At 44.4% G+C, this 21,788-nt stretch carries 17 protein-coding genes and 1 tRNA gene; 14 read left to right on the top strand and 4 right to left on the bottom strand.

What is annotated here, in order from left to right; genetic code table 11:
• The first annotated feature begins 23 nt into the window (after positions 1-23).
• The 10 genes from H8S63_RS03115 (at position 24) to H8S63_RS03070 (ending at position 12,349) form a co-directional block, all read left to right on the top strand.
• Positions 24-1,475, top strand: coding sequence for a UDP-N-acetylmuramoyl-L-alanyl-D-glutamate--2,6-diaminopimelate ligase (locus H8S63_RS03115; protein ID WP_007756532.1), 1,452 nt, complete (start codon positions 24-26; stop codon positions 1,473-1,475).
• Positions 1,476-1,493: 18 nt separating this feature from the next.
• On the top strand, positions 1,494-2,762 hold the full coding sequence (gene mraY, locus H8S63_RS03110) for a phospho-N-acetylmuramoyl-pentapeptide-transferase (RefSeq protein ID WP_022276265.1): 1,269 nt from the start codon (positions 1,494-1,496) through the stop codon (positions 2,760-2,762).
• 131 nt (positions 2,763-2,893) lie between these two features.
• Positions 2,894-4,228 carry a UDP-N-acetylmuramoyl-L-alanine--D-glutamate ligase gene (murD, locus tag H8S63_RS03105; protein ID WP_186925704.1) on the top strand — a complete coding sequence of 445 codons (1,335 nt, stop codon included), beginning with the start codon at positions 2,894-2,896 and terminating at the stop codon, positions 4,226-4,228.
• 32 nt (positions 4,229-4,260) lie between these two features.
• Entirely contained in the window at positions 4,261-5,577 is a 1,317-nt protein-coding gene (locus tag H8S63_RS03100) for an FtsW/RodA/SpoVE family cell cycle protein (RefSeq protein ID WP_186925703.1), read from the top strand.
• 57 nt (positions 5,578-5,634) lie between these two features.
• Positions 5,635-6,753, top strand: a complete 1,119-nt coding sequence (gene murG, locus H8S63_RS03095; RefSeq protein WP_186925855.1) for an undecaprenyldiphospho-muramoylpentapeptide beta-N-acetylglucosaminyltransferase — start codon at positions 5,635-5,637, stop codon at positions 6,751-6,753.
• A gap of 31 nt (positions 6,754-6,784) precedes the next feature.
• Positions 6,785-8,167: a UDP-N-acetylmuramate--L-alanine ligase gene (murC, locus tag H8S63_RS03090; protein ID WP_007756520.1), complete on the top strand. Its 1,383-nt coding sequence runs from the start codon at positions 6,785-6,787 to the stop codon at positions 8,165-8,167.
• Positions 8,168-8,173: 6 nt separating this feature from the next.
• Complete coding sequence (locus H8S63_RS03085; RefSeq protein WP_007756519.1) at positions 8,174-8,914, top strand: cell division protein FtsQ/DivIB; 741 nt, start codon at positions 8,174-8,176, stop codon at positions 8,912-8,914.
• A gap of 75 nt (positions 8,915-8,989) precedes the next feature.
• Positions 8,990-10,447, top strand: a complete 1,458-nt coding sequence (ftsA, locus tag H8S63_RS03080) for a cell division protein FtsA (RefSeq protein ID WP_186925702.1) — start codon at positions 8,990-8,992, stop codon at positions 10,445-10,447.
• A 56-nt stretch (positions 10,448-10,503) separates the two neighbouring features.
• Positions 10,504-11,814, top strand: coding sequence for a cell division protein FtsZ (gene ftsZ, locus H8S63_RS03075; protein ID WP_007756514.1), 1,311 nt, complete (start codon positions 10,504-10,506; stop codon positions 11,812-11,814).
• An 85-nt stretch (positions 11,815-11,899) separates the two neighbouring features.
• Positions 11,900-12,349: a GatB/YqeY domain-containing protein gene (locus H8S63_RS03070; RefSeq protein ID WP_186925701.1), complete on the top strand. Its 450-nt coding sequence runs from the start codon at positions 11,900-11,902 to the stop codon at positions 12,347-12,349.
• Positions 12,350-12,790: 441 nt separating this feature from the next.
• On the opposite strand, the gene recO is transcribed toward H8S63_RS03070, so the two are convergent.
• Positions 12,791-13,519 carry a DNA repair protein RecO gene (recO, locus tag H8S63_RS03065; protein ID WP_007763269.1) on the bottom strand — a complete coding sequence of 243 codons (729 nt, stop codon included), beginning with the start codon at positions 13,517-13,519 and terminating at the stop codon, positions 12,791-12,793.
• Between the two features lie 386 nt (positions 13,520-13,905).
• On the opposite strand from recO, the gene H8S63_RS03060 reads away from it, so the two are divergent.
• From H8S63_RS03060 to gyrB, 3 genes are all read left to right on the top strand, one after another.
• Positions 13,906-13,977 (top strand) — tRNA-Glu (locus H8S63_RS03060).
• 44 nt (positions 13,978-14,021) lie between these two features.
• Positions 14,022-14,276 carry a 30S ribosomal protein S20 gene (gene rpsT / locus H8S63_RS03055; RefSeq protein ID WP_007756504.1) on the top strand — a complete coding sequence of 85 codons (255 nt, stop codon included), beginning with the start codon at positions 14,022-14,024 and terminating at the stop codon, positions 14,274-14,276.
• Between the two features lie 197 nt (positions 14,277-14,473).
• Positions 14,474-16,432: a DNA topoisomerase (ATP-hydrolyzing) subunit B gene (gyrB, locus tag H8S63_RS03050; RefSeq protein ID WP_007756494.1), complete on the top strand. Its 1,959-nt coding sequence runs from the start codon at positions 14,474-14,476 to the stop codon at positions 16,430-16,432.
• A 118-nt stretch (positions 16,433-16,550) separates the two neighbouring features.
• Here gyrB and H8S63_RS03045 read toward each other — a convergent pair whose 3' ends face one another.
• Both H8S63_RS03045 and gpmI read right to left on the bottom strand, forming a co-directional pair.
• Positions 16,551-17,132 carry a DUF3109 family protein gene (locus H8S63_RS03045; RefSeq protein WP_007756492.1) on the bottom strand — a complete coding sequence of 194 codons (582 nt, stop codon included), beginning with the start codon at positions 17,130-17,132 and terminating at the stop codon, positions 16,551-16,553.
• Positions 17,133-17,199: 67 nt separating this feature from the next.
• Entirely contained in the window at positions 17,200-18,714 is a 1,515-nt protein-coding gene (gene gpmI / locus H8S63_RS03040; protein WP_007756490.1) for a 2,3-bisphosphoglycerate-independent phosphoglycerate mutase, read from the bottom strand.
• Between the two features lie 271 nt (positions 18,715-18,985).
• On the opposite strand from gpmI, the gene H8S63_RS03035 reads away from it, so the two are divergent.
• Positions 18,986-19,915, top strand: a complete 930-nt coding sequence (locus H8S63_RS03035; RefSeq protein ID WP_007763262.1) for a magnesium transporter CorA family protein — start codon at positions 18,986-18,988, stop codon at positions 19,913-19,915.
• A gap of 177 nt (positions 19,916-20,092) precedes the next feature.
• Here H8S63_RS03035 and H8S63_RS03030 read toward each other — a convergent pair whose 3' ends face one another.
• The gene (locus tag H8S63_RS03030) at positions 20,093-21,637 is read right to left on the bottom strand and encodes a DUF5723 family protein (protein WP_186925700.1); all 1,545 of its coding nucleotides are present in this window, start codon (positions 21,635-21,637) and stop codon (positions 20,093-20,095) included.
• Positions 21,638-21,788 lie beyond the last annotated feature (151 nt).

Below are 21,788 nucleotides of genomic sequence, written 5' to 3'. Positions count from 1 at the left end.
ATGATTAAAAAACAAATAGAGTAATGTTATTAAATGAGCTACTGAAAGCAATCCAACCGGTACAGATAGCCGGAGATTCAAATATAGAAATTGCCGGAATCAACATAGATTCCCGTTTGGTAGAAGCCGGACAACTGTTCATGGCTATGCGCGGTACGCAAGCCGACGGCCATGCCTATATACCCGCCGCCATCAGTAAAGGCGCCACCGCTATCCTCTGCGAGGATATGCCCGAAAAACCGGTGGAGGGAATTACCTATATACAAGTAAAAGACAGCGAGGACGCGGTAGGTAAGATTGCCACTACCTTCTATGGAGATCCGACTTCCAAACTGGAGTTGGTCGGTGTCACCGGAACGAATGGAAAAACAACCATCGCTACCTTATTATATAATACCTTCCGCTATTTCGGATATAAAGTAGGACTTATCTCTACAGTCTGCAATTATATCGATGACGAGCCGATTCCAACGGAGCACACCACACCTGACCCTATCACGCTGAACCGTTTATTGGGACGGATGGCAGACGAAGGATGTAAATACGCCTTTATGGAAGTCAGTTCCCATTCGATCGCACAGAAGCGTATCAGCGGATTAAAATTCGCCGGAGGTATCTTCACCAATCTCACCCGTGACCATCTGGACTATCATAAGACAGTAGAGAATTATCTGAAAGCTAAGAAAAAGTTCTTCGATGACCTGCCGAAGAATGCGTTCAGTCTGACCAATCTCGATGACAAGAACGGACTGGTAATGACGCAAAACACACGTTCCAAAGTCTATACTTATTCGCTGAGAAGTCTCAGTGACTTCAAAGGACGGGTGTTGGAATCCCATTTTGAAGGAATGCTACTTGATTTCAACAATCACGAGTTGGCAGTTCAGTTTATCGGCAAGTTCAACGCTTCCAACTTATTAGCGGTATTCGGTGCCGCTGTCCTGCTCGGAAAAAAAGAAGAAGATGTGTTGGTTGCCCTTAGCACACTGCATCCGGTTGCAGGACGTTTCGACGCTGTGCGTTCAAAAGACGGAGTTACCGCAATTGTCGACTACGCCCATACTCCGGACGCCCTTACTAATGTGCTGAATGCCATACACGGGGTATTGGAAGGGAAAGGAAAAGTAATCACCGTAGTAGGTGCGGGTGGCAACCGTGACAAAGGCAAGCGCCCCATCATGGCAAAGGAAGCCGCCAAAGCCAGCGACCGTGTTATCATCACTTCGGACAATCCCCGTTTTGAAGAGCCGCAAGACATCATCAACGATATGTTGGCCGGACTGGATGCAGAAGACATGAGAAAAACATTAAGCATCGCCGACCGCAAGGAAGCCATCCGTACGGCCTGTATGCTGGCTGAGAAAGGAGACGTAATACTCATTGCCGGAAAAGGGCACGAGAATTACCAAGAGATAAAAGGAGTAAAACATCACTTCGATGACAAAGAAGAAGTGAAGAGAATGTTGAACGATTAGACACCAACCACTGAAGAAATGTTATATTATTTGTTTGAATGGCTGCATAAGCTCAATTTTCCCGGAGCGGGAATGTTTGGATATACCTCATTCCGTGCACTGATGGCAGTTATCCTCGCCCTACTTATTTCGAGTATCTGGGGAGATAAGTTTATCAACCTGCTCAAGAAGAAACAAATCACGGAGACACAACGGGATGCGAAAATCGACCCGTTCGGCGTCAACAAAGTAGGCGTACCAAGTATGGGAGGCGTCATCATCATTACAGCCATCCTGATTCCTTGCCTGCTTTTAGGCAAGTTGCATAATATATATATGATACTTATGTTGATCACCACCGTATGGCTGGGATCACTCGGTTTTGCCGATGACTACATCAAGATTTTCAAGAAAGATAAAGAAGGACTGCATGGCAAGTTCAAGATCATCGGGCAAGTAGGTCTGGGACTGATTGTCGGACTTACTTTATATTTAAGTCCGGACGTGGTCATTCGCGAAAACATCGAGATACACAATCCGGGACAGGAGATGGAAGTGGTACACGGAACGAATGACTTGAAATCTACCCAGACGACCATTCCTTTCTTTAAGAGCAACAACCTCGACTATGCAGATCTGGTAGCTTTCATGGGCGATCACGCACAAACGGCCGGATGGGTACTGTTCGTTATCATCACCATCTTTGTCGTTACCGCCGTATCCAACGGAGCCAACCTGAATGACGGCATGGACGGAATGGCGGCGGGCAACTCCGCCATCATCGGAGCTACGCTAGGGATATTGGCTTACGTATCATCACACATTGAGTTTGCCGGCTATCTGAACATTATGTACATTCCGGGATCGGAAGAACTCGTAATTTACATCTGCGCCTTTATCGGTGCATTGATCGGCTTCCTCTGGTACAATGCCTATCCGGCACAAGTATTCATGGGAGATACCGGCAGTCTGACGATTGGCGGAATCATTGCCGTATTCGCCATCATCATCCATAAAGAATTGCTGATACCGATTCTCTGCGGTGTATTCCTCGTAGAAAATCTGTCGGTCATTCTCCAACGGGCTTACTATAAAGCCGGAAAACGAAAAGGAGTGAAACAACGGCTGTTCAAACGGACGCCGATTCACGATCATTTCCGCACTTCCATGAGTTTGATAGAACCGGGATGTACGGTGAAGTTCACCAAGCCCGACCAACTGTTCCACGAATCAAAAATTACTGTCCGTTTTTGGATTGTGACCATCGTGCTGGCAGCCATAACGATTATAACGCTGAAAATAAGGTAAACGCTGAAGATAACTGAGGCGTGAATTAACAATAAAGAATCAGAGAGTATTAACCCGATTATTAACTTTTAAAGGATGTGCACAACTAATAGGCAATTCAGCATATTGGAGACAAGAGCACATTAGTGTAAATGAAAAGAATAGTAATTTTAGGAGCTGGCGAAAGCGGTGCAGGTGCAGCCGTGCTCGCTAAAGTCAAAGGATTTGAGACGTTTGTTTCGGATATGTCCGCCATCAAGGACAAGTATAAGGAACTTCTCGACAGCCACCACATTGACTGGGAAGAAGGCCGCCATACCGAAGAACTCATTCTGAATGCCGACGAAGTAATCAAAAGTCCGGGTATTCCGAATGACGCTCCTCTCATTCTGAAACTGAAAGCTCAAGGAACGCCGGTTATATCAGAGATTGAGTTTGCCGGACGTTACACGAACGCCAAAATGATCTGTATCACCGGTTCGAACGGGAAGACGACTACGACTTCCCTCATCTACCATATCTTCAAGAGTGCAGGTCTGAATGTAGGTTTGGCAGGCAATATCGGCAAGAGCCTGGCTTTGCAGGTAGCCGAAGACCACCATGACTATTATATTATCGAACTGAGTTCTTTCCAGTTGGATAATATGTATAACTTCCGTGCGAATATAGCCGTATTGATGAATATTACTCCGGACCATCTGGACCGCTACGATCATTGTATGCAGAATTACATCGATGCCAAATTCCGTATCACCCAGAATCAAACTCCGGACGACGCTTTTATCTTCTGGAACGACGACCCTATCATTAAACGCGAATTGGCAAAGCATGGTCTGAAAGCACACCTCTACCCTTTCGCAGCCGTAAAGGAAGACGGAGCGATTGCATACGTAGAAGATCACGAAGTGAAAATCAACGAGCCGATTGCTTTCAATATGGAACAGGAGGAATTGGCTTTGACAGGCCAGCATAACCTGTACAATTCTTTGGCAGCCGGTATCTCAGCCAATCTGGCAGGTATCACCAAAGAGAACATACGCAAGGCCCTCTCCGACTTCAAGGGCGTGGAACACCGGTTGGAGAAAGTGGCACGTGTCCGTGGAATTGATTTCATCAACGACTCCAAAGCGACGAACGTCAATTCGTGTTGGTATGCCCTGCAAAGCATGACTACCAAAACAGTATTGATTCTCGGTGGAAAAGATAAAGGAAACGACTATACGGAAATTGAAGACCTGGTACGCGAAAAGTGCTCGGCTCTTGTATATATGGGACTTCACAACGAGAAGCTGCATGATTTCTTCGACCGTTTCGGTTTGCCCGTAGCAGACGTGCAAACCGGCATGAAAGACGCCGTAGAAGCCGCCTATAAATTGGCGAAGAAAGGTGAAACCGTATTATTGAGTCCTTGCTGCGCTTCTTTCGACCTCTTCAAGAGTTACGAGGATCGTGGCGAGCAATTTAAAGAATGCGTCCGTGCCCTTTAATTTTTAATTTATAATTTTTAATTTCTGCAAGATTGGATTTATTAAAGAACATATTCAAAGGCGACAAGGTAATCTGGATTATTTTCCTTTGTCTCTGCCTCATCTCGATAATCGAGGTGTTCTCGGCAGCGTCGACACTGACCTATAAAAGTGGCGACCATTGGGGACCGATTACACAGCACTCTGTTATTCTGATGGTGGGTGCAGTAGTAGTGGTAATTCTACACAACATACCCTACAAATGGTTTCAGGTATTTCCGGTCTTCCTGTATCCGATTTCTCTGGTACTGTTGGCATTTGTCACCCTGATGGGTATCATTACAGGCGACCGTGTCAACGGAGCTGCGCGTTGGATGACCTTTATGGGATTACAGTTCCAACCGTCGGAGTTGGCAAAAATGGCGGTTATCATTGCCGTCTCATTTATCTTGTCCAAGAAACAGGACGAATACGGAGCCAATCCGAAAGCCTTCAAATACATTATGATTCTTACCGGACTGGTCTTTCTGCTTATTGCACCGGAAAACCTTTCAACAGCCATGCTGCTATTCGGAGTTGTATGTATGATGATGTTCATCGGGCGGGTATCTTCCAAGAAACTGTTCGGTATGCTGGGGCTAATGGCACTTGTAGGCATAGTCGCTGTGGGAATACTAATGGCCATTCCCGGAAAGACACTGCACAATACACCGGGACTTCACCGTTTCGAGACCTGGCAGAACCGTGTTTCCGGCTTCTTCGAAAATGAAGAGGTACCTGCCGCCAAGTTCGATATTGATAAAGACGCACAGATAGCACACGCCCGAATCGCCATTGCTACCAGCAATGTAGTCGGCAAAGGTCCGGGCAACTCAATACAACGCGATTTCCTCAGTCAAGCCTTCTCCGACTTTATCTTCGCCATTGTGATCGAAGAGATGGGATTGATAGGGGGGATATTCGTGGTATTCCTCTATCTATGCTTGCTGATGCGGGCCGGACGAATCGCCCAGAAATGCGAAAGGACTTTTCCCGCCTTCCTTGTGATGGGGATTGCCTTGTTGTTGGTATCGCAGGCAATACTGAACATGATGGTTGCCGTCGGACTATTCCCCGTCACAGGACAACCGCTACCTCTAGTCAGCAAAGGAGGAACAAGTACATTGATTAATTGTGCTTACATCGGAATGATATTAAGCGTCAGCCGATATACCGCTCATCTGGAAGAACAGAAAGCGCACGATGCGCAGATTCAGTTGCAGATCGCGACAGATGCGGCCGCCAATTCGGAAGCTCAGACTGCTGCCGAGCCAACTGCACAGATTTTGAACAGCGATGCAAAATTCGAGGATGAGAGTGACAAGCGATGAACGGTCAGTAGCACGAAACGGCCAACTGAACGAAACGGATAGGAGAAAAGAACTATGATGGAAAAAGAACTTAGAATTATTATTAGCGGTGGAGGTACGGGAGGGCACATCTTTCCCGCCGTCTCTATTGCAAACGCGATAATAGAGTTACGCCCTGACGCCAAAATCCTCTTTGTAGGAGCGGAAGGTCGTATGGAAATGCAACGGGTTCCCGATGCGGGCTATCAAATCATCGGTCTTCCGATAGCCGGTTTCGACCGCAAGCATTTATGGAAGAATGTATCGGTAATCATCAAACTGATACGCAGCCAATGGAAGGCGCGCAGTATCATCAAGAACTTCCGTCCGCAAGTAGCGGTAGGCGTAGGCGGTTACGCCAGTGGTCCCACGTTGAAGACCGCTGGAATGATGGGAGTACCTACCTTGATACAGGAGCAAAACTCGTATGCCGGAGTCACCAATAAACTATTGGCACAGAAAGCCCGGAGAATCTGTGTAGCTTATGACGGTATGGAGAAATTCTTCCCTGCCGATAAGATTATCATGACGGGAAATCCGGTACGTCAGAACCTGACAAAAGATATGCCGTCCAAAGAGGACGCACTACGTTCTTTCCATCTGCAACCGGACAAAAAAACGATTCTTATCGTAGGTGGCAGCTTGGGAGCGCGCACCATCAATAACACGCTGACTGCCGGATTAGCGACAATCAAAGAAAACGGAAACATACAATTTATCTGGCAAACCGGTAAATTTTACTATCCGCAAGTGACAGAAGCTGTGAAAGCGGCAGGCGCACTTCCCAATCTATATGTAACGGATTTTATCAAAGATATGGCAGCTGCCTATTCAGCGGCCGACCTTGTTATCTCCCGTGCAGGAGCAGGCTCCATCTCTGAATTCTGCCTATTGCATAAACCTGTCATTCTGGTACCTTCCCCCAATGTGGCCGAAGACCATCAGACTAAGAATGCCCTAGCACTGGTAGACAAACAGGCAGCCATCTACGTCAAAGACAGCGAAGCGGAAAAGACATTGGTAGATGTTGCTTTAACCACCGTCAATGATGAGCGGAGATTAAAAGAATTAAGCGAGAATATAGCCAAGCTGGCTTTACCCGATTCTGCGAAAATCATCGCGCAGGAAGTGATAAAACTGGCGGAAGCAAAGAACTAATCGATTCATACAAATACTAAAGATAGAAGAAATGAATATCGAAACTATAAAATCAGTTTATTTCGTAGGTGCCGGCGGTATCGGTATGAGTGCCCTTGTACGCTACTTCCTCTTCAAAGGCAAGGTAGTAGCCGGATATGACCGTACTCCCACTCCATTGACTGAAGCTCTGATTGCCGAAGGCGCGCAGATACATTACGAAGAAAATGTGGATTTGATTCCGGAAGCTTGTAAAGACAAAGAAAGTACGCTCGTCGTATTCACCCCCGCCGTCCCACAGGAACACGAAGAACTGGTTTACTTCCGCAACAACGGATTCGAGATACAAAAACGCGCTCAAGTATTGGGAACGATTACACATTCGAGCAAAGGCTTGTGTGTAGCCGGTACTCATGGAAAGACCACTACATCCACCATGACGGCACATCTGCTCCATCAGTCACACGTAGAATGTACCGCCTTTCTCGGAGGAATCTCGAAAAATTACGGAACAAACCTCTTGCTTTCACAGAAAAGCCCTTACACGGTAATCGAAGCCGACGAATTCGACCGTTCCTTCCATTGGCTGTCCCCGTTTATGTCTGTCATTACAGCTACCGATCCGGATCACTTGGATATTTACGGAACAGAAGCAGCTTATCTGGAAAGTTTCGAACATTACACAACCCTCATCCAGCCGGGCGGCGCATTGATCATCCGCAAAGGCATCTCACTACAGCCCAAAGTGCAACCCGGTGTACGCGTTTACACCTATTCACGTGACGAGGGCGACTTCCATGCAGAGAATATCCGCATCGGAAACGGAGAGATATTTATAGACTTTGTGGCGCCGGATACCCGTATCAATGATATCCAACTCGGAGTGCCCGTGAGTATCAACATAGAAAATGGCGTAGCCGCTATGGCATTGGCACACCTGAACGGAGTAACCGATGAAGAGATTAAAAGAGGCATGGCTAGTTTTCGGGGAGTAGACCGCCGGTTCGACTTTAAGATCAAGAACGACCGGATAGTCTTCCTGAGCGACTATGCCCATCACCCTTCAGAAATCAAGCAGAGTGTACTGTCGATGCGGGAGCTTTACAAAGACAAGAAAATCACAGCTATCTTCCAGCCACACCTTTATACCCGTACGCGCGATTTCTATCAAGACTTTGCCGACAGCCTGTCGCTGCTTGACGAAGTGATTCTGGTAGATATCTATCCGGCACGCGAAGCCCCGATTCCGGGAGTTACCAGCCGGCTGATTTACGACAATCTCCGTCCCGGTATCGAAAAAAGTATGTGCAAAAAGGAAGATATACTGAACATTCTGAAAGATAAAAACATTGAAGTATTAATAACTTTGGGAGCAGGAGATATAGACAACTATGTCCCCGAGATAAAGAAAATACTGGAAAGGAAGAATGATTAATAATTTATGGTAAAGAGAATCCTTCTGTCCATCGTCATGTTGGTGCTCATAGCCTACCTGGTCGTAGCTGTCAGCGCCTTCAACCGCAAGCCTGCCGACCAGACCTGCCGTGACATGGAATTAGTTATCAAGGATACCGCTTATGCCGGTTTCATCACTAAAGACGAACTGAAAGGCATCCTTCAGAAAAAAGGCATCTACCCCATCGGGAAAAAGATGGGACGCATCTCTACCAAGTCACTGGAACGGGAACTGAGTAAACACCCGTTGATTGACGAAGCAGAATGCTACAAGACTCCTAGCGGCAAAGTCTGCGTGGAAGTGACACAACGCATTCCCATCTTACGGGTAATGAGCGCCAACGGTGAGAATTACTACCTTGACAACAAAGGAACCGTCATGCCTCCCGATGCAAAATGCGTCGCTCACCGGGTAATTGTCACCGGAAACGTAGAAAAGTCGTTTGCAATGAAGGATTTATATAAGTTTGGTGTATTTTTGCATAACAATAAGTTCTGGGATGCGCAGATAGAACAGATTCATGTATTGCCCGACCGCAATATCGAATTAGTGCCACGTGTGGGAGACCACCTTGTCTATCTCGGCAAACTGGATGACTTTGAAGACAAACTGGCACGCCTGAAAGAATTCTATAAGAAAGGGCTCAATAAGGTAGGCTGGAACAAATATTCACGCATCAACCTTGAATTCAGCAATCAGATTATCTGTACGAAAAGAGAACGATGAGTGATAAGTGATGAGATATAAGTGACAGATCTCTCCAAATAGTAAACTGTAAACAATTAAATAGTAAATAAAGAGATGGCAACAACAGAATTTATCGCCGCTATTGAACTTGGTTCATCGAAGATAACCGGTGTGGCCGGAAGAAAGAACAGTGACGGAAGTATGCAGATACTGGCGTATGCACAGGAAGACTCTTCTACGTTCATCCGTAAAGGAGTTATCTTTAACCTGGACAAGACGGCACAAAGTCTGACTTCTATCATCAACAGACTGGAAGGTGAGTTGAAAAACTCAATTGCTAAAGTATATGTAGGTATTGGCGGCCAATCACTTCGCACAGTACGCAACGTGGTAAGTCGCGATCTGGAAGAAGAAGCCATCATATCGGAGGAACTTGTCAGTGCTATCGGCGACGAGAACATCGCCATCCCGGTGGTAGATATGGACATACTGGACGTAGCGCCACAGGAATATAAAGTGGGAAATAACCTGCAAGCCAATCCGGTGGGTCTGGTAGGAAGCCATATCGAAGGCCGTTTCCTCAATATTGTCGCCCGTGCTTCCGTGCGGAAGAATTTGGAGCATTGCTTCCAACAGGCAAAAATAGATATAGCCGAACAACTGATTGCCCCGCTCGTGACAGCCAACGCGGTATTGACAGAAAGCGAACGCCGTTCGGGCTGTGCTTTGGTCGACTTCGGTGCAGATACGACTACCATCTCCGTTTACAAAAACAATATCCTCCGCTTCCTGACTGTACTGCCACTAGGAGGTAACAGTATCACACGAGACATCACCACCTTGCAGATGGAAGAGGAAGAAGCAGAACGTTTGAAGAAAACCTACGGTGACGCTCTTTATGAAGAAGAGCCCGAACAAGAAGAGGCTACTTGCAAACTGGACGATGACAGCCGTATCATTAAAGTAGCCGACCTCAACAATATCATCGAAGCCCGTGCCGAAGAAATCATCGCCAATGTATGGAATCAGATACAACTCTCCGGCTTTGACGACAAACTGCTGGCAGGAATTATCATGACAGGAGGAGCTACCAACCTAAAGAACCTGGAAGAGATGTTGCGCAAACGTAGCAAAATAGAGAAAATCAGAATGGCAAGACTTCCACGCAATACCGTTCATGCCCCTAGTGATATCCTGAAAAAAGACGGCTCGCAGAATACGTTATTCGGACTTCTGTTTGAAGGGAACCAGAATTGCTGCCTGATAGAAACTGTTTCTCAACCTGCTCCGGCCACTCCTAAACCGGAAGCGGAAGTTCTCAAGACAGCCGATATGTTCGAAAACGACCAAGATTTGAAAGAACAGGCCCGCATCGCCCGACTCAAGAAAGAGGAAGAGGAACGAGAAGCCAAACTGGCTGCCAAAGAAGCCGAGAAACTTCGCAAACAGAAAGAAAAGGAGGAGAAAGAAAGGCGGAAAAGAGAAGCTAAGCCCGGTTGGTTCACAACAAAAATGAAGAAAACGATTGAGGAAATGACCAACATCTTCAATGAAGATGATGAAATGAAATAACTTCCGGAGACATAGCTTGTAATTTGTAAATAGTAACTAGTAATTAGCATAAGATTATGGACGAGATAGTACAATTCGATTTCCCGACAGATTCACCGAAGATCATCAAAGTGATTGGCGTAGGTGGTGGTGGTGGCAACGCTGTAAACCACATGTACCGGGAAGGTATTCATGATGTAACGTTCGTTCTTTGCAACACGGACAACCAGGCATTGGCCGAATCACCGGTTCCGGTGAAACTGCAACTGGGCCGTAGCATCACACAAGGTCTTGGGGCCGGCAACCGTCCCGAACGGGCACGCGATGCCGCCGAAGAAAGTATAGAAGACATTAGAAACCAACTGAACGACGGCACCAAGATGGTATTCATCACTGCCGGAATGGGTGGTGGAACAGGAACCGGCGCAGCCCCTGTCATTGCCCGCATCGCAAAGGAGATGGATATTCTGACAGTCGGTATCGTTACCATCCCCTTTATCTTCGAAGGGGAAAAGAAAATTATCCAAGCGTTGGACGGCGTGGAACGTATCGCTCAACACGTTGACGCTTTATTGGTTATCAACAACGAACGCTTGCGCGAAATATATGCCGACCTTACCTTTATGAATGCATTCGGCAAGGCCGATGATACACTCTCCATCGCTGCCAAAAGTATTGCCGAGATTATCACCATGCGCGGTACGGTCAATCTGGACTTTGCCGATGTGAAGACTATCTTGAAAGATGGTGGAGTAGCCATCATGAGTACCGGATTCGGTGAAGGAGAAAATCGGGTAACCAAAGCAATCGATGATGCGCTGCATTCTCCGCTACTCAACAACAACGATATCTTCAACGCCAAAAAGGTAATGTTGAACGTTTCTTTCTGTCCGTCATCCGAATTGATGATGGAAGAGATGAACGAGATACATGAATTCATGAGTAAGTTCCGCGAAGGTGTGGAGGTTATCTGGGGTGTTGCCATCGACAACTCTTTGGAAACAAAAGTGAAGATTACCGTACTTGCAACCGGATTCGGAGTAGAGGATGTTCCCGGCATGGACAGCCTGCACGCTGCGCGCAGCCAGGAAGAAGAGGAACGCCAACTGCAACTGGAAGAAGAAAAAGAGAAAAACAAAGAACGCATCCGCAAAGCATACGGAGAAAGCGCCAGCAATATCGGAAGCAAGAGCCTGCGCAAACGTCGACACATCTACCTCTTCAATATGGAAGACCTGGACAACGACGACATCATCGCTATGGTAGAGGATTCTCCCACATATATGCGCGATAAGACAACCCTCACCAAGATACGGACCAAAGCCGCTTTGGAGGAAGAAGTCACAACGGAAGAAGCAACAGACGAGAATGGCGTGATTACGTTCTAAACAAAGAACTAAAAACGAAGATTATAAACTCGCAGAATCAGGCTTCAGTTATAATTTTTAATCTTTAATTTTTAATTATAATAGTATGGATTTATTTGATAAAGTCAGCGAAGACATAAAAAACGCAATGAAGGCAAAGGACAAAGTAGCCTTAGAGACTTTGAGAAACGTTAAGAAGTTTTTCCTTGAAGCAAAGACTGCTCCGGGAGCTAACGATACACTGACAGATGACACGGCACTTAAAATCATCCAGAAACTCGTAAAACAAGGAAAGGACTCTGCCGAGATCTATATCGGACAAGGCCGTCAGGACTTGGCTGACGCAGAGCTAGGACAGGTAGCCGTTATGGAGAAGTATCTGCCGAAACAAATGTCTGCCGAAGAACTGGAAGCGGCATTAAAGGAAATCATTGCCGAAGTGGGTGCCACCAGCGGAAAAGACATGGGTAAAGTAATGGGAGTAGCTTCCAAGAAATTGGCAGGACTTGCCGAAGGCCGTGCCATCTCAGCAAAAGTAAAAGAGCTTTTGGGATAATTCACCCACTCTCTACTGAGAAGTTTTTTTTACTTTCGATCTCTCATAAATCAGAGATAAAAGATTAAATATCAGCAATATACTTTATGAGAGATAACTCACGATGAGTTATCTCTCATCATTTCTCCCAGTATCTCTCATCATTTCCTCAAAACGTCTCTCATCATCCTTCAAGTACCGGCATTCATCTATCAAAGCACTGGCATAAGTTTATAAAACTACCGACATTGTTCTGTTAAAACACCGGCATAGTTAATTCGTCACGGCCGTGACGAGATCTCGTCATGGTTGTGGTAGGATCTCGTCACAGCCGTGGGAAGAAGTCACCACAGCCATGACAAACCATCTATATCGGTATCCAATATGAACAATGCAGGGAATAAACACATTGTATCCCTACTTCTTTCATCTACTAAATCAGTGCCTATCAGCCGAAAGGAGCTAATCAAACAGTTCTTTCAACACTTCTAATGATTTCAATACCGGGAAGTCCGGCAAATGCAGACTATAATAATCATTGATAGTCGTCAGACAACGAGTACGTTCGGCACGACTCATACCGAAAAGATGCATAGTCTCATAATTCATACGCATCAATTGCCGAAGACGTCCCGCATCTTCAGGATTGATATAGGATGAATGCAGTTGGGGACGAGTAGAAGTAAAACAAGCATTCAGCAAATCGAAGTAATCACCGGCATGATAGTCTTCCAGATTGGGATAAAGGCCCAAAAAACGGGAAAGACGCATTAGAAAAACAAGATGGAAATTAGAGAATCCTTCCCTGCACTCATCCAGCCAAATGATGGAATGCTGCAAATAAGCAAACAGCGGACGGTTCTCAGCCTCCTCCCGAATAGCCCGATAAAGGAATTCCGATAGAAAAAGTGCCATCGCAGATTTATAAGGATCATAGGGAATGGAAGAAAAAGGATAAAAGGATTTCGCCTCTTTCACCCGATAAAGAGTCGCATTCGGTCTGTAATCCGCCTCAAATTCAATAAAAGACAACGGCTGGAAAAGAACGGATTTCACCGCTGCTTTTCGTGAACGGGGAACTGCCACAAGAAAAGAAGCCCTGCCGGAAAGCTCCGTATATATATCTACAATGATAGAAGTATCATTATACTTTAATGTATGAAGAACGATTCCTTTCGTTTTTTGCAGCATAACCAATCACAAATTTCCATTCCGGAACAAAACTACAAAAAATCTTCTAAATAAGAATCCCGTTGACTGCCGAATAAAAGAAAATAAGCGATTCCGTTCGCAGAGAGAAGGAAGAGGAAAAGAGCGCCCTTTATATATAATAAGGTATAGGCAAAAGTACATCCGATATTGGCAAAAGGAAAAATGAAGTTTTTTCACGAGAAACAGAGAAGTATAATTAATTGAATATCAGAAAGAAAAGAAAGACAAAAGAAGACAACCGGAAAATTTATGCTATTTTTTTCAGCAAATTGTTTGTCAGTTTCAAAAAAGTTCCTACCTTTGCATCCGCAATCGAGAAACAAACACAGATTCGAGAAAGCAAAAGCAGAAATGCAACACAGGATGGCCCGTTCGTCTATCGGTTAGGACGCAAGATTTTCATTCTTGAAAGGGGGGTTCGATTCCCCCACGGGCTACAAGTTAAAAGAATAAACGAACTAAAAAAAACAGATTAGTCGAGATGGCAAATCATAAATCATCACTGAAAAGAATCAGACAAGAAGAGACTAGAAGACTTCACAACAGATATTATGGCAAGACCATGAGAAACGCTGTTAGAAAGCTTCGCGCAACTACTGATAAAGCAGAAGCAGTTGCAATGTATCCGGGCATTACAAAGATGTTGGATAAGTTGGCTAAAACAAATGTGATTCACAAAAACAAAGCTAACAATCTGAAATCTAAGTTGGCTATTTACATCAACAAGCTCGCTTAATAAGAAGAATTCAATAATTCTATATAGCACCAGGCTGAACTTTTAAGTTCGGCCTTTCTTGTTTATAATTACCTATATACCAGTTCACCCAAGAAAACGGAGAATCCTCCTCCATTCTTAATTTTTCACGGTTTATTCTTCGTCAAGTCGACAAATTTCACTATATTTGCTCTGTTATTAAAGTTAGAAAGGCAATTATGAGCGAAGAACAAATCACTCCCAATAACGGGTCTTATTCTGCGGATAGTATCCAGGTATTGGAAGGTCTCGAAGCAGTAAGAAAACGCCCTGCGATGTACATCGGTGACATCAGCGTAAAGGGACTTCACCACTTAGTATACGAAATTGTCGATAACTCCATCGACGAAGCGTTGGCAGGATACTGTACGCACATAGAGGTGACAATCAACGAAGACAACTCAATCACAGTACAGGACAACGGACGCGGTATTCCGGTAGACTATCACGAGAAAGAAAAGAAGTCGGCATTGGAAGTAGCCATGACCGTACTGCATGCCGGAGGTAAGTTCGATAAAGGTTCCTACAAAGTATCCGGAGGTCTGCACGGTGTAGGTATGTCTTGTGTGAACGCATTGTCCACACACATGACTACTCAAGTATTCCGGGGTGGTAAGATTTACCAGCAGGAGTATGAAATAGGTAAACCACTTTATTCTGTAAAAGAAGTCGGCACTTCCGACATTACCGGTACCCGCCAACAATTCTGGCCGGATGGCAGCATTTTCACGGAAACGGTGTATGACTACAAAATATTGGCTTCACGTCTGCGCGAATTGGCCTACTTGAATGCAGGACTACGCATCTCACTGACCGACCGCCGCGTGGTAAATGAAGACGGCAGCTTCAAAAGCGAGCAATTCTATTCGGAAGAAGGTCTGAGAGAGTTTGTACGCTTCATCGAGTCTTCTCGCGAACACTTGATAAACGACGTTATTTATCTCAATTCAGAGAAGCAGGGAATTCCTATTGAAGTGGCCATCATGTACAATACCGGATTCTCCGAAAACGTTCACTCATACGTTAATAATATCAACACCATCGAAGGTGGTACGCACCTGGCCGGTTTCCGCCGCGCATTAACCCGTACATTGAAGAAATACGCCGAAGACAGCAAAATGCTGGAAAAGGTGAAGGTGGAAATCTCGGGAGATGACTTCCGCGAAGGTTTGACCGCTGTTATTTCTGTAAAAGTAGCCGAACCTCAATTTGAGGGACAGACCAAGACGAAGTTGGGTAACAACGAAGTAATGGGTGCTGTAGACCAAGCGGTAGGTGAAGTGTTATCCTACTATTTGGAAGAACATCCGAAAGAGGCCAAAACAATTGTTGACAAGGTGATTTTAGCCGCTACCGCCCGTCACGCTGCAAGAAAAGCCCGTGAAATGGTACAACGCAAGTCTCCGATGTCCGGAGGCGGTCTGCCGGGCAAACTGGCCGACTGTTCGGACAAAGATCCGTCTAAATGCGAACTGTTCCTTGTCGAGGGAGATTCGGCAGGCGGTACTGCCAAACAAGGTCGTAACCGTATGTTCCAAGCCATCCTCCCGCTACGCGGTAAGATTCTGAATGTGGAGAAAGCCATGTACCACAAAGCTTTGGAAAGCGAGGAAATCCGTAATATATATACCGCATTAGGGGTAACAATCGGAACGGAAGATGACAGCAAAGAAGCAAATATCGAAAAGCTGCGTTATCACAAGATTATCATCATGACCGATGCCGACGTCGATGGTTCTCACATCGACACATTGATTATGACTTTCTTCTTCCGCTATATGCCTCAAATCATTCAGAACGGATACCTGTACATTGCTACTCCTCCGCTCTACCTTTGTACGAAAGGCAAGGTAAAAGAATATTGCTGGACAGACGCGCAGCTTCAGAATTTCATCGACACTTACGGCGGTGGTTCCGAAAGCGCCGTACACATCCAACGATACAAAGGTTTGGGTGAGATGAATGCGGAACAGCTATGGAGTACGACTATGGACCCCGAAAACCGTATGCTGAAACAAGTAAATATAGATAATGCAGCGGAAGCCGATTATATCTTCTCCATGCTAATGGGTGAAGACGTAGGTCCGCGCCGCGAATTTATTGAAGAGAACGCAACATATGCAAATATCGATGCATAGTTGTCATATTACGTTTTTATAAACCAACCTCACATCTTACAACGAGGAAACGCCTGCCGGAGAGTAATCTCACAGCAGGCGTTTTTCTTTTCATCTTACTATCCCGTGGAACCGAGAATCAGAGAAGATGTTGTTTTTTCAGTTCCTCAACCGCTATTTCCAGTTCTTTATACCATTCCTCCCCGAACTTACGGATCAAAGGCTCTTTCAGGAACCGATAAACCGGGAGGTTTTCCTTTTTACCTAGCAACACTGCCGCCTTGCATACATCCCAACGATGATAATTGACAGCCTTGTAAGGTCCGTAATCTCCGATACGGATAGGATAAAGATGGCAGGATACCGGTTTATAGAAATCTGTTTTTCCTTCACGATAGGCTTTTTCAATAGCGCAGTAGCAACATCCCTTCTCATCATAACAAGTAAAGACACAGTCTTTATTATTAACAATAGAGGTCACCAGATCTCCTTCTTCATCCGTATATACCACTCCTTGCTTTTCTATTATCGCACGGGCTTCGGGTGCCAGCTCATCCCAAATAACCGGCAACACTTCTTCCAGTTTCTCCACTTCCTCCAACTCTACAGGTGCCCCTGCATCTCCCTCAATGCAACATTCACCTTTACAAGCGTCCAGATTACAAAGGAACTTTTCCCGAAGCACATCCAGCGATACAACTACATCATCAATCTGTATCATTTGCAATATTTATATCAGACAAAAAAGGCGGAGTTCTACCCCGCCCTCCCAATTATAAAAATCTAAATTACTTAATCAACACGCTACCGTCCATCTCAGCCGGAACTTCCAATCCCATAATCTTCAGGATAGTCGGAGCGACATCAGCCAGACGGCCGTTCTCTACTTTCGCAGCCTTATTCTCTGTCACGTAAACACAAGGAACGGGATTCAGAGAGTGAGCCGTGTTTGGAGTACCGTCCTCATTCAAAGCGTGGTCAGCATTACCATGATCGGCAATGATGATTGCTTCGTAATCCTGTGCTTTAGCAGCTTCGATCACATCTTTCACACAAGCGTCTACAGCAACAACAGCTTTCTCGATAGCTTCGTAAATACCCGTATGGCCTACCATATCACCGTTGGCGAAGTTCACTACGATGAAATCATATTTGTTTTCGTTGATAGCAGCCACCAGTTTATCTTTTACTTCGTAAGCGCTCATTTCCGGTTTCAAGTCGTAAGTAGCTACTTTCGGAGACGGAACGAGGATACGGTCTTCCTTGTCAAACGGAGTTTCACGTCCACCGTTGAAGAAGAACGTCACGTGAGCATACTTTTCCGTCTCAGCGATATGAAGCTGGCTCATACCCTTAGCAGAAAGATACTCACCCAAAGTGTTAGCCACATTTTCTTTGTCGAACAGGATATGTACACCTTTGAAAGAAGCGTCATACGGAGTCATACAGTAATATTGCAATCCCGGAATGGTGTGCATACCTGCTTCCGGCATATCCTGCTGAGTCAACACAACGGTCAGCTCTTTGGCACGGTCGTTACGATAGTTGAAGAAGATTACCACGTCACCTTCTTTGATTGTTCCGTCGACATTGGCATTTACAATCGGCTTGATAAATTCGTCCGTCACACCTTCATCGTAAGATTCCTGCATTGCCTGAACCATATCGGTTGCTTTCTTTCCTTCACCGTTCACCAACAGATCGTATGCTTCTTTTACACGTTCCCAACGTTTGTCACGGTCCATTGCGTAATAACGGCCGATGATGGAAGCGATCTTTCCTGCCGATTTCTCACAATGAGCAGACAGTTCCTCAATAAATCCCTTACCGCTCTTCGGGTCTGTATCACGACCGTCCATGAAGCAATGGATGAATGTATTGTCGATATTATATTCCTTAGCGATATCGCAAAGTTTGAAAAGGTGAACAAGTGAGCTATGTACGCCACCGTTGGAAGTCAGTCCCATGAAATGCACATTCTTTCCGTTTTCCTTTGCATAAGAGAAAGCCGAAATGATTTCCGGATTTTTCAGAATACTATTGTCAGCGCACGCACGGTTGATTTTCACCAAGTCCTGATAAACTACGCGTCCTGCACCGATATTCAAGTGTCCTACCTCAGAGTTACCCATCTGTCCGTCGGGCAAACCTACATTTTCACCGCTTGCCTGGAGCTGCGAGTGAGGATAAGTGTTCATCAGATAATCCCAATAAGGAGTGGGAGTGTTGAAGATTACGTCGTCTTTCTTTTGGTCACCTAGTCCCCAACCGTCGAGGATCATTAAAAGGGCTTTCTTACTCATAATATTTCAATATTTAAATTATCACTCTGATTTTCGGGCGCAAAGGTACAAAAAAGATGGTTACGATGACGCTTAATCTATGTTAAGCCAGTTGATTATCAACGGGCAATCCAACTATTTTCTTTACCTTTGCAACGCTTTTAAATTAAAATCATAGAAATATGGACGATTCAAACCCGCGAACGTGCACAACTAGTATTAATTAAAGCGAACAGAGTCATTAATATCCGATGTCTCTGCTCGTACTAAACAACGAAAGGAGACAATTAAGATGAGAACGTATCTTTATTGCGAGGCCGGCTTTGTGGAAAAAGCACAATGGCTGCCGAATAGCTGGGTCAACGTAGTATGCCCGAACAATGATGACTTTGAATTTCTGACTAAAACACTAAATGTTCCCGAATCATTTCTTGATGATATTGCCGATACCGACGAACGCCCGCGCACGGACACGGAGGGAAATTGGCTGCTCACCATTCTGCGCATCCCGGTGCAGAACAAGCAAAACGAGAATCTGCCTTTCGGCACCGTCCCCATCGGCATTATCACCAATAATGAAATCATTGTATCCGTCTGTTATTACAACACTGATTTGCTGCCGGACTTTATCGAGCATACCCGCCGGAAAGGTATCATTGTCCGCAATAAGTTGGATTTGATTTTACGGCTTATCTATTCTTCTGCCGTATGGTTTCTGAAATATCTGAAACAGATAAATCTGGACATCAGTGCTGCGGAAAAGGAATTGGAACGCAGTATCCGTAATGAGGACCTGCTTCGCCTGATGCGATTGCAGAAAACACTGGTTTATTTCAATACTTCCATACGGGGCAATGAAGTGATGATCGGCAAACTGAAAACGATTTTCCAAGACACGGATTACCTGGACAAGGAATTGGTAGAGGATGTTATTATTGAATTGAAACAGGCACTCAATACCGTCAATATTTACAGTGATATCCTTACAGGCACAATGGACGCTTTCGCTTCCATCATCTCGAACAATGTGAATACAATCATGAAACGCATGACCAGTTTATCCATTGTATTAATGCTCCCGACATTGATCGCCAGCTTCTATGGCATGAATGTGGATATCCACTTGGAAGAAGTGCCTTTCGCTTTCTCGCTGATTGTGCTCTTCTCCATCGGATTGTCAACATTGGCGTTCGTGATATTCCGGAAAATCAAATGGTTCTAAATTCAACTCAGAACCTATTGTATGGAATACTACTCCACATAATTGATGTTGTCCAAACCTGCAAAATAAAAACAGCTTGTCATCTTATATAAACCATAAGCGACAAGCTGCACATTATACGTTTTTTCTTCTAGAGAAATTAATAAAAAGAGAATGTTTAGAGAGAGAAATTATTTTTTATCCTTGTTTACAGCAAGCTTTTCTTTTATTCAATGGAATAGAAACTCCGATAAACCCATTAACTGAGTTTGAGTTCTTTCCTAAGAACATATAGTCTGTTCCAAGAAAGATCGGTCCCAATTTCAAACCAAGTCCGAAAGACTTACCTGCTGACTGAATAGCCGAATAACTAAGCGCTACGTTAAACCAACTCTTCGGACGATAGTTTGCTGACAATGTCAATTCAGTAAGGGCATCTGGTTGTACAAAACGAGTTGTTGACAATACACCAACAGCCAATTTATTATTGAAGAAACCGTATTCTGCACCTAATACTAAAGTAGAAGCAAGACGAGATTTCCGAGATTCTTTAGCTTCACCTACTTCGAGCTGCAACATATCATAGTTAAGCACATCACCTTGCGTCACAAGATCCATATAATTTTCAGTATCACTCTGTAGCTGATTCAATGCACCCTTAACACTATTTTGTGGGTCAGTTATATTAATCATATCTGCATAAGTACTTCCTTTAATATTGATTGGATCCGGATTAGCAGATGCAATCTTTGTACTTGATTTAGACCAAGAAATAAAACCTAAATCGAGAATAGAAGCAGATACAGTCAAATTATCCAGAATTTTATAAGACGCACCTAAATCAATACCAAAACCATAACCAGCTATACCTAAATTTCCACTATCAAAGTCAAAATCAGTTACATAATCTTTACCCTCTTCTTCTTTTAATTCTAAACCTTTGAAAGAACTCTTAAGCTCGGCACCAACAGTGAGGTTTGCATGATAGTTATCAAACTTTGCTTTCAAGTCTTTAGCTTTTGTTTCAATCTCCCCCAAAGAGCCACTCCAATAGCTATCATTAGACCATTCATTTATTTGTTGGTCAGTAGGTAGATTAGCACTCATTGCTATTCTATTAAGCTTCAATTCCATATTACCAATACCTAATAAAGCCTTTACTCTAGCACCAACAGTCAAACGACTATTAATCTGGCGGGAAAGTCCTAAACCTATTTCTGTATAAGCATTGATATTCAATTGCTGCCCACTAATATCATAGTTGCTATTTCTCCAATTGTCTTCTATTGTCTCCATCTGATTTAGGAACGTAAACATTGATTTGGTCAAATTAGCACCAATATCTGTACGAAGACCAATATTGAATGACCAGAAGTTCTTTCCTTTATACCATCCAGCAGAAAGGATTTCAGTACTGAAATTCACATTCAGCGTATTATTATCTTTCAAACGGTTCATGAAATCTGGTTTGGTATAAAAATCACCACCGTCGTCTATAATATCAATAATATCCTGATAACCTAATGAAGTAGAACCAACCGTTGCATTGACGGCACCTATCACCGGAAGATTAATAAATCCTTTCGTCGGTGTCAAAGCGGGATTCAATTGCTGACGATAGTGTGTACCTTCCATAAAATAAGAAGTACGTAAGAACTGCGCATTCGCAGGAAGAGTAATAATTGTCATAATGAAGGTCATCCCAATGAGCTTCATAAAAGAAAGTAGCTTGTTCGTTGCCATGATTTTATACTTTTTAATTCTTGTTATTGTTTGCAAATATATAGTATTTCAATAACAAATAAAAGCATTAACCAACAGTTTTTCAGCCTAAACAGAACATTTTTGCGGTTATATATAACAAAAACGTGTCTATTCTGCAAAAAAATGTAGA

The sequence above is a fragment of the Bacteroides sp. NSJ-39 genome (genome assembly GCF_014287315.1).
GTDB lineage: Bacteria > Bacteroidota > Bacteroidia > Bacteroidales > Bacteroidaceae > Bacteroides > Bacteroides finegoldii.
The sequence above is the reverse complement of the archived record's forward strand: the minus strand, read 5'-3'. Positions and strand labels throughout refer to the sequence as shown.

Excerpts from the sequence above, each read along its gene's own strand:
- H8S63_RS03035 (WP_007763262.1), top strand. The coding sequence starts at position 18,986 with ATGAGAACGTATCTTTATTGCGAGGCCGGCTTTGTGGAAAAAGCACAA.
- H8S63_RS03070 (WP_186925701.1), top strand. The coding sequence starts at position 11,900 with ATGGATTTATTTGATAAAGTCAGCGAAGACATAAAAAACGCAATGAAG.
- murG (WP_186925855.1), top strand. The coding sequence starts at position 5,635 with ATGGAAAAAGAACTTAGAATTATTATTAGCGGTGGAGGTACGGGAGGG.
- recO (WP_007763269.1), bottom strand. The coding sequence starts at position 13,519 with ATGCTGCAAAAAACGAAAGGAATCGTTCTTCATACATTAAAGTATAAT.
- H8S63_RS03115 (WP_007756532.1), top strand. The coding sequence starts at position 24 with ATGTTATTAAATGAGCTACTGAAAGCAATCCAACCGGTACAGATAGCC.
- rpsT (WP_007756504.1), top strand. The coding sequence starts at position 14,022 with ATGGCAAATCATAAATCATCACTGAAAAGAATCAGACAAGAAGAGACT.
- mraY (WP_022276265.1), top strand. The coding sequence starts at position 1,494 with ATGTTATATTATTTGTTTGAATGGCTGCATAAGCTCAATTTTCCCGGA.
- ftsZ (WP_007756514.1), top strand. The coding sequence starts at position 10,504 with ATGGACGAGATAGTACAATTCGATTTCCCGACAGATTCACCGAAGATC.
- gyrB (WP_007756494.1), top strand. The coding sequence starts at position 14,474 with ATGAGCGAAGAACAAATCACTCCCAATAACGGGTCTTATTCTGCGGAT.
- H8S63_RS03045 (WP_007756492.1), bottom strand. The coding sequence starts at position 17,132 with ATGATACAGATTGATGATGTAGTTGTATCGCTGGATGTGCTTCGGGAA.
- ftsA (WP_186925702.1), top strand. The coding sequence starts at position 8,990 with ATGGCAACAACAGAATTTATCGCCGCTATTGAACTTGGTTCATCGAAG.
- H8S63_RS03030 (WP_186925700.1), bottom strand. The coding sequence starts at position 21,637 with ATGGCAACGAACAAGCTACTTTCTTTTATGAAGCTCATTGGGATGACC.
- murC (WP_007756520.1), top strand. The coding sequence starts at position 6,785 with ATGAATATCGAAACTATAAAATCAGTTTATTTCGTAGGTGCCGGCGGT.
- murD (WP_186925704.1), top strand. The coding sequence starts at position 2,894 with ATGAAAAGAATAGTAATTTTAGGAGCTGGCGAAAGCGGTGCAGGTGCA.
- gpmI (WP_007756490.1), bottom strand. The coding sequence starts at position 18,714 with ATGAGTAAGAAAGCCCTTTTAATGATCCTCGACGGTTGGGGACTAGGT.
- H8S63_RS03085 (WP_007756519.1), top strand. The coding sequence starts at position 8,174 with ATGGTAAAGAGAATCCTTCTGTCCATCGTCATGTTGGTGCTCATAGCC.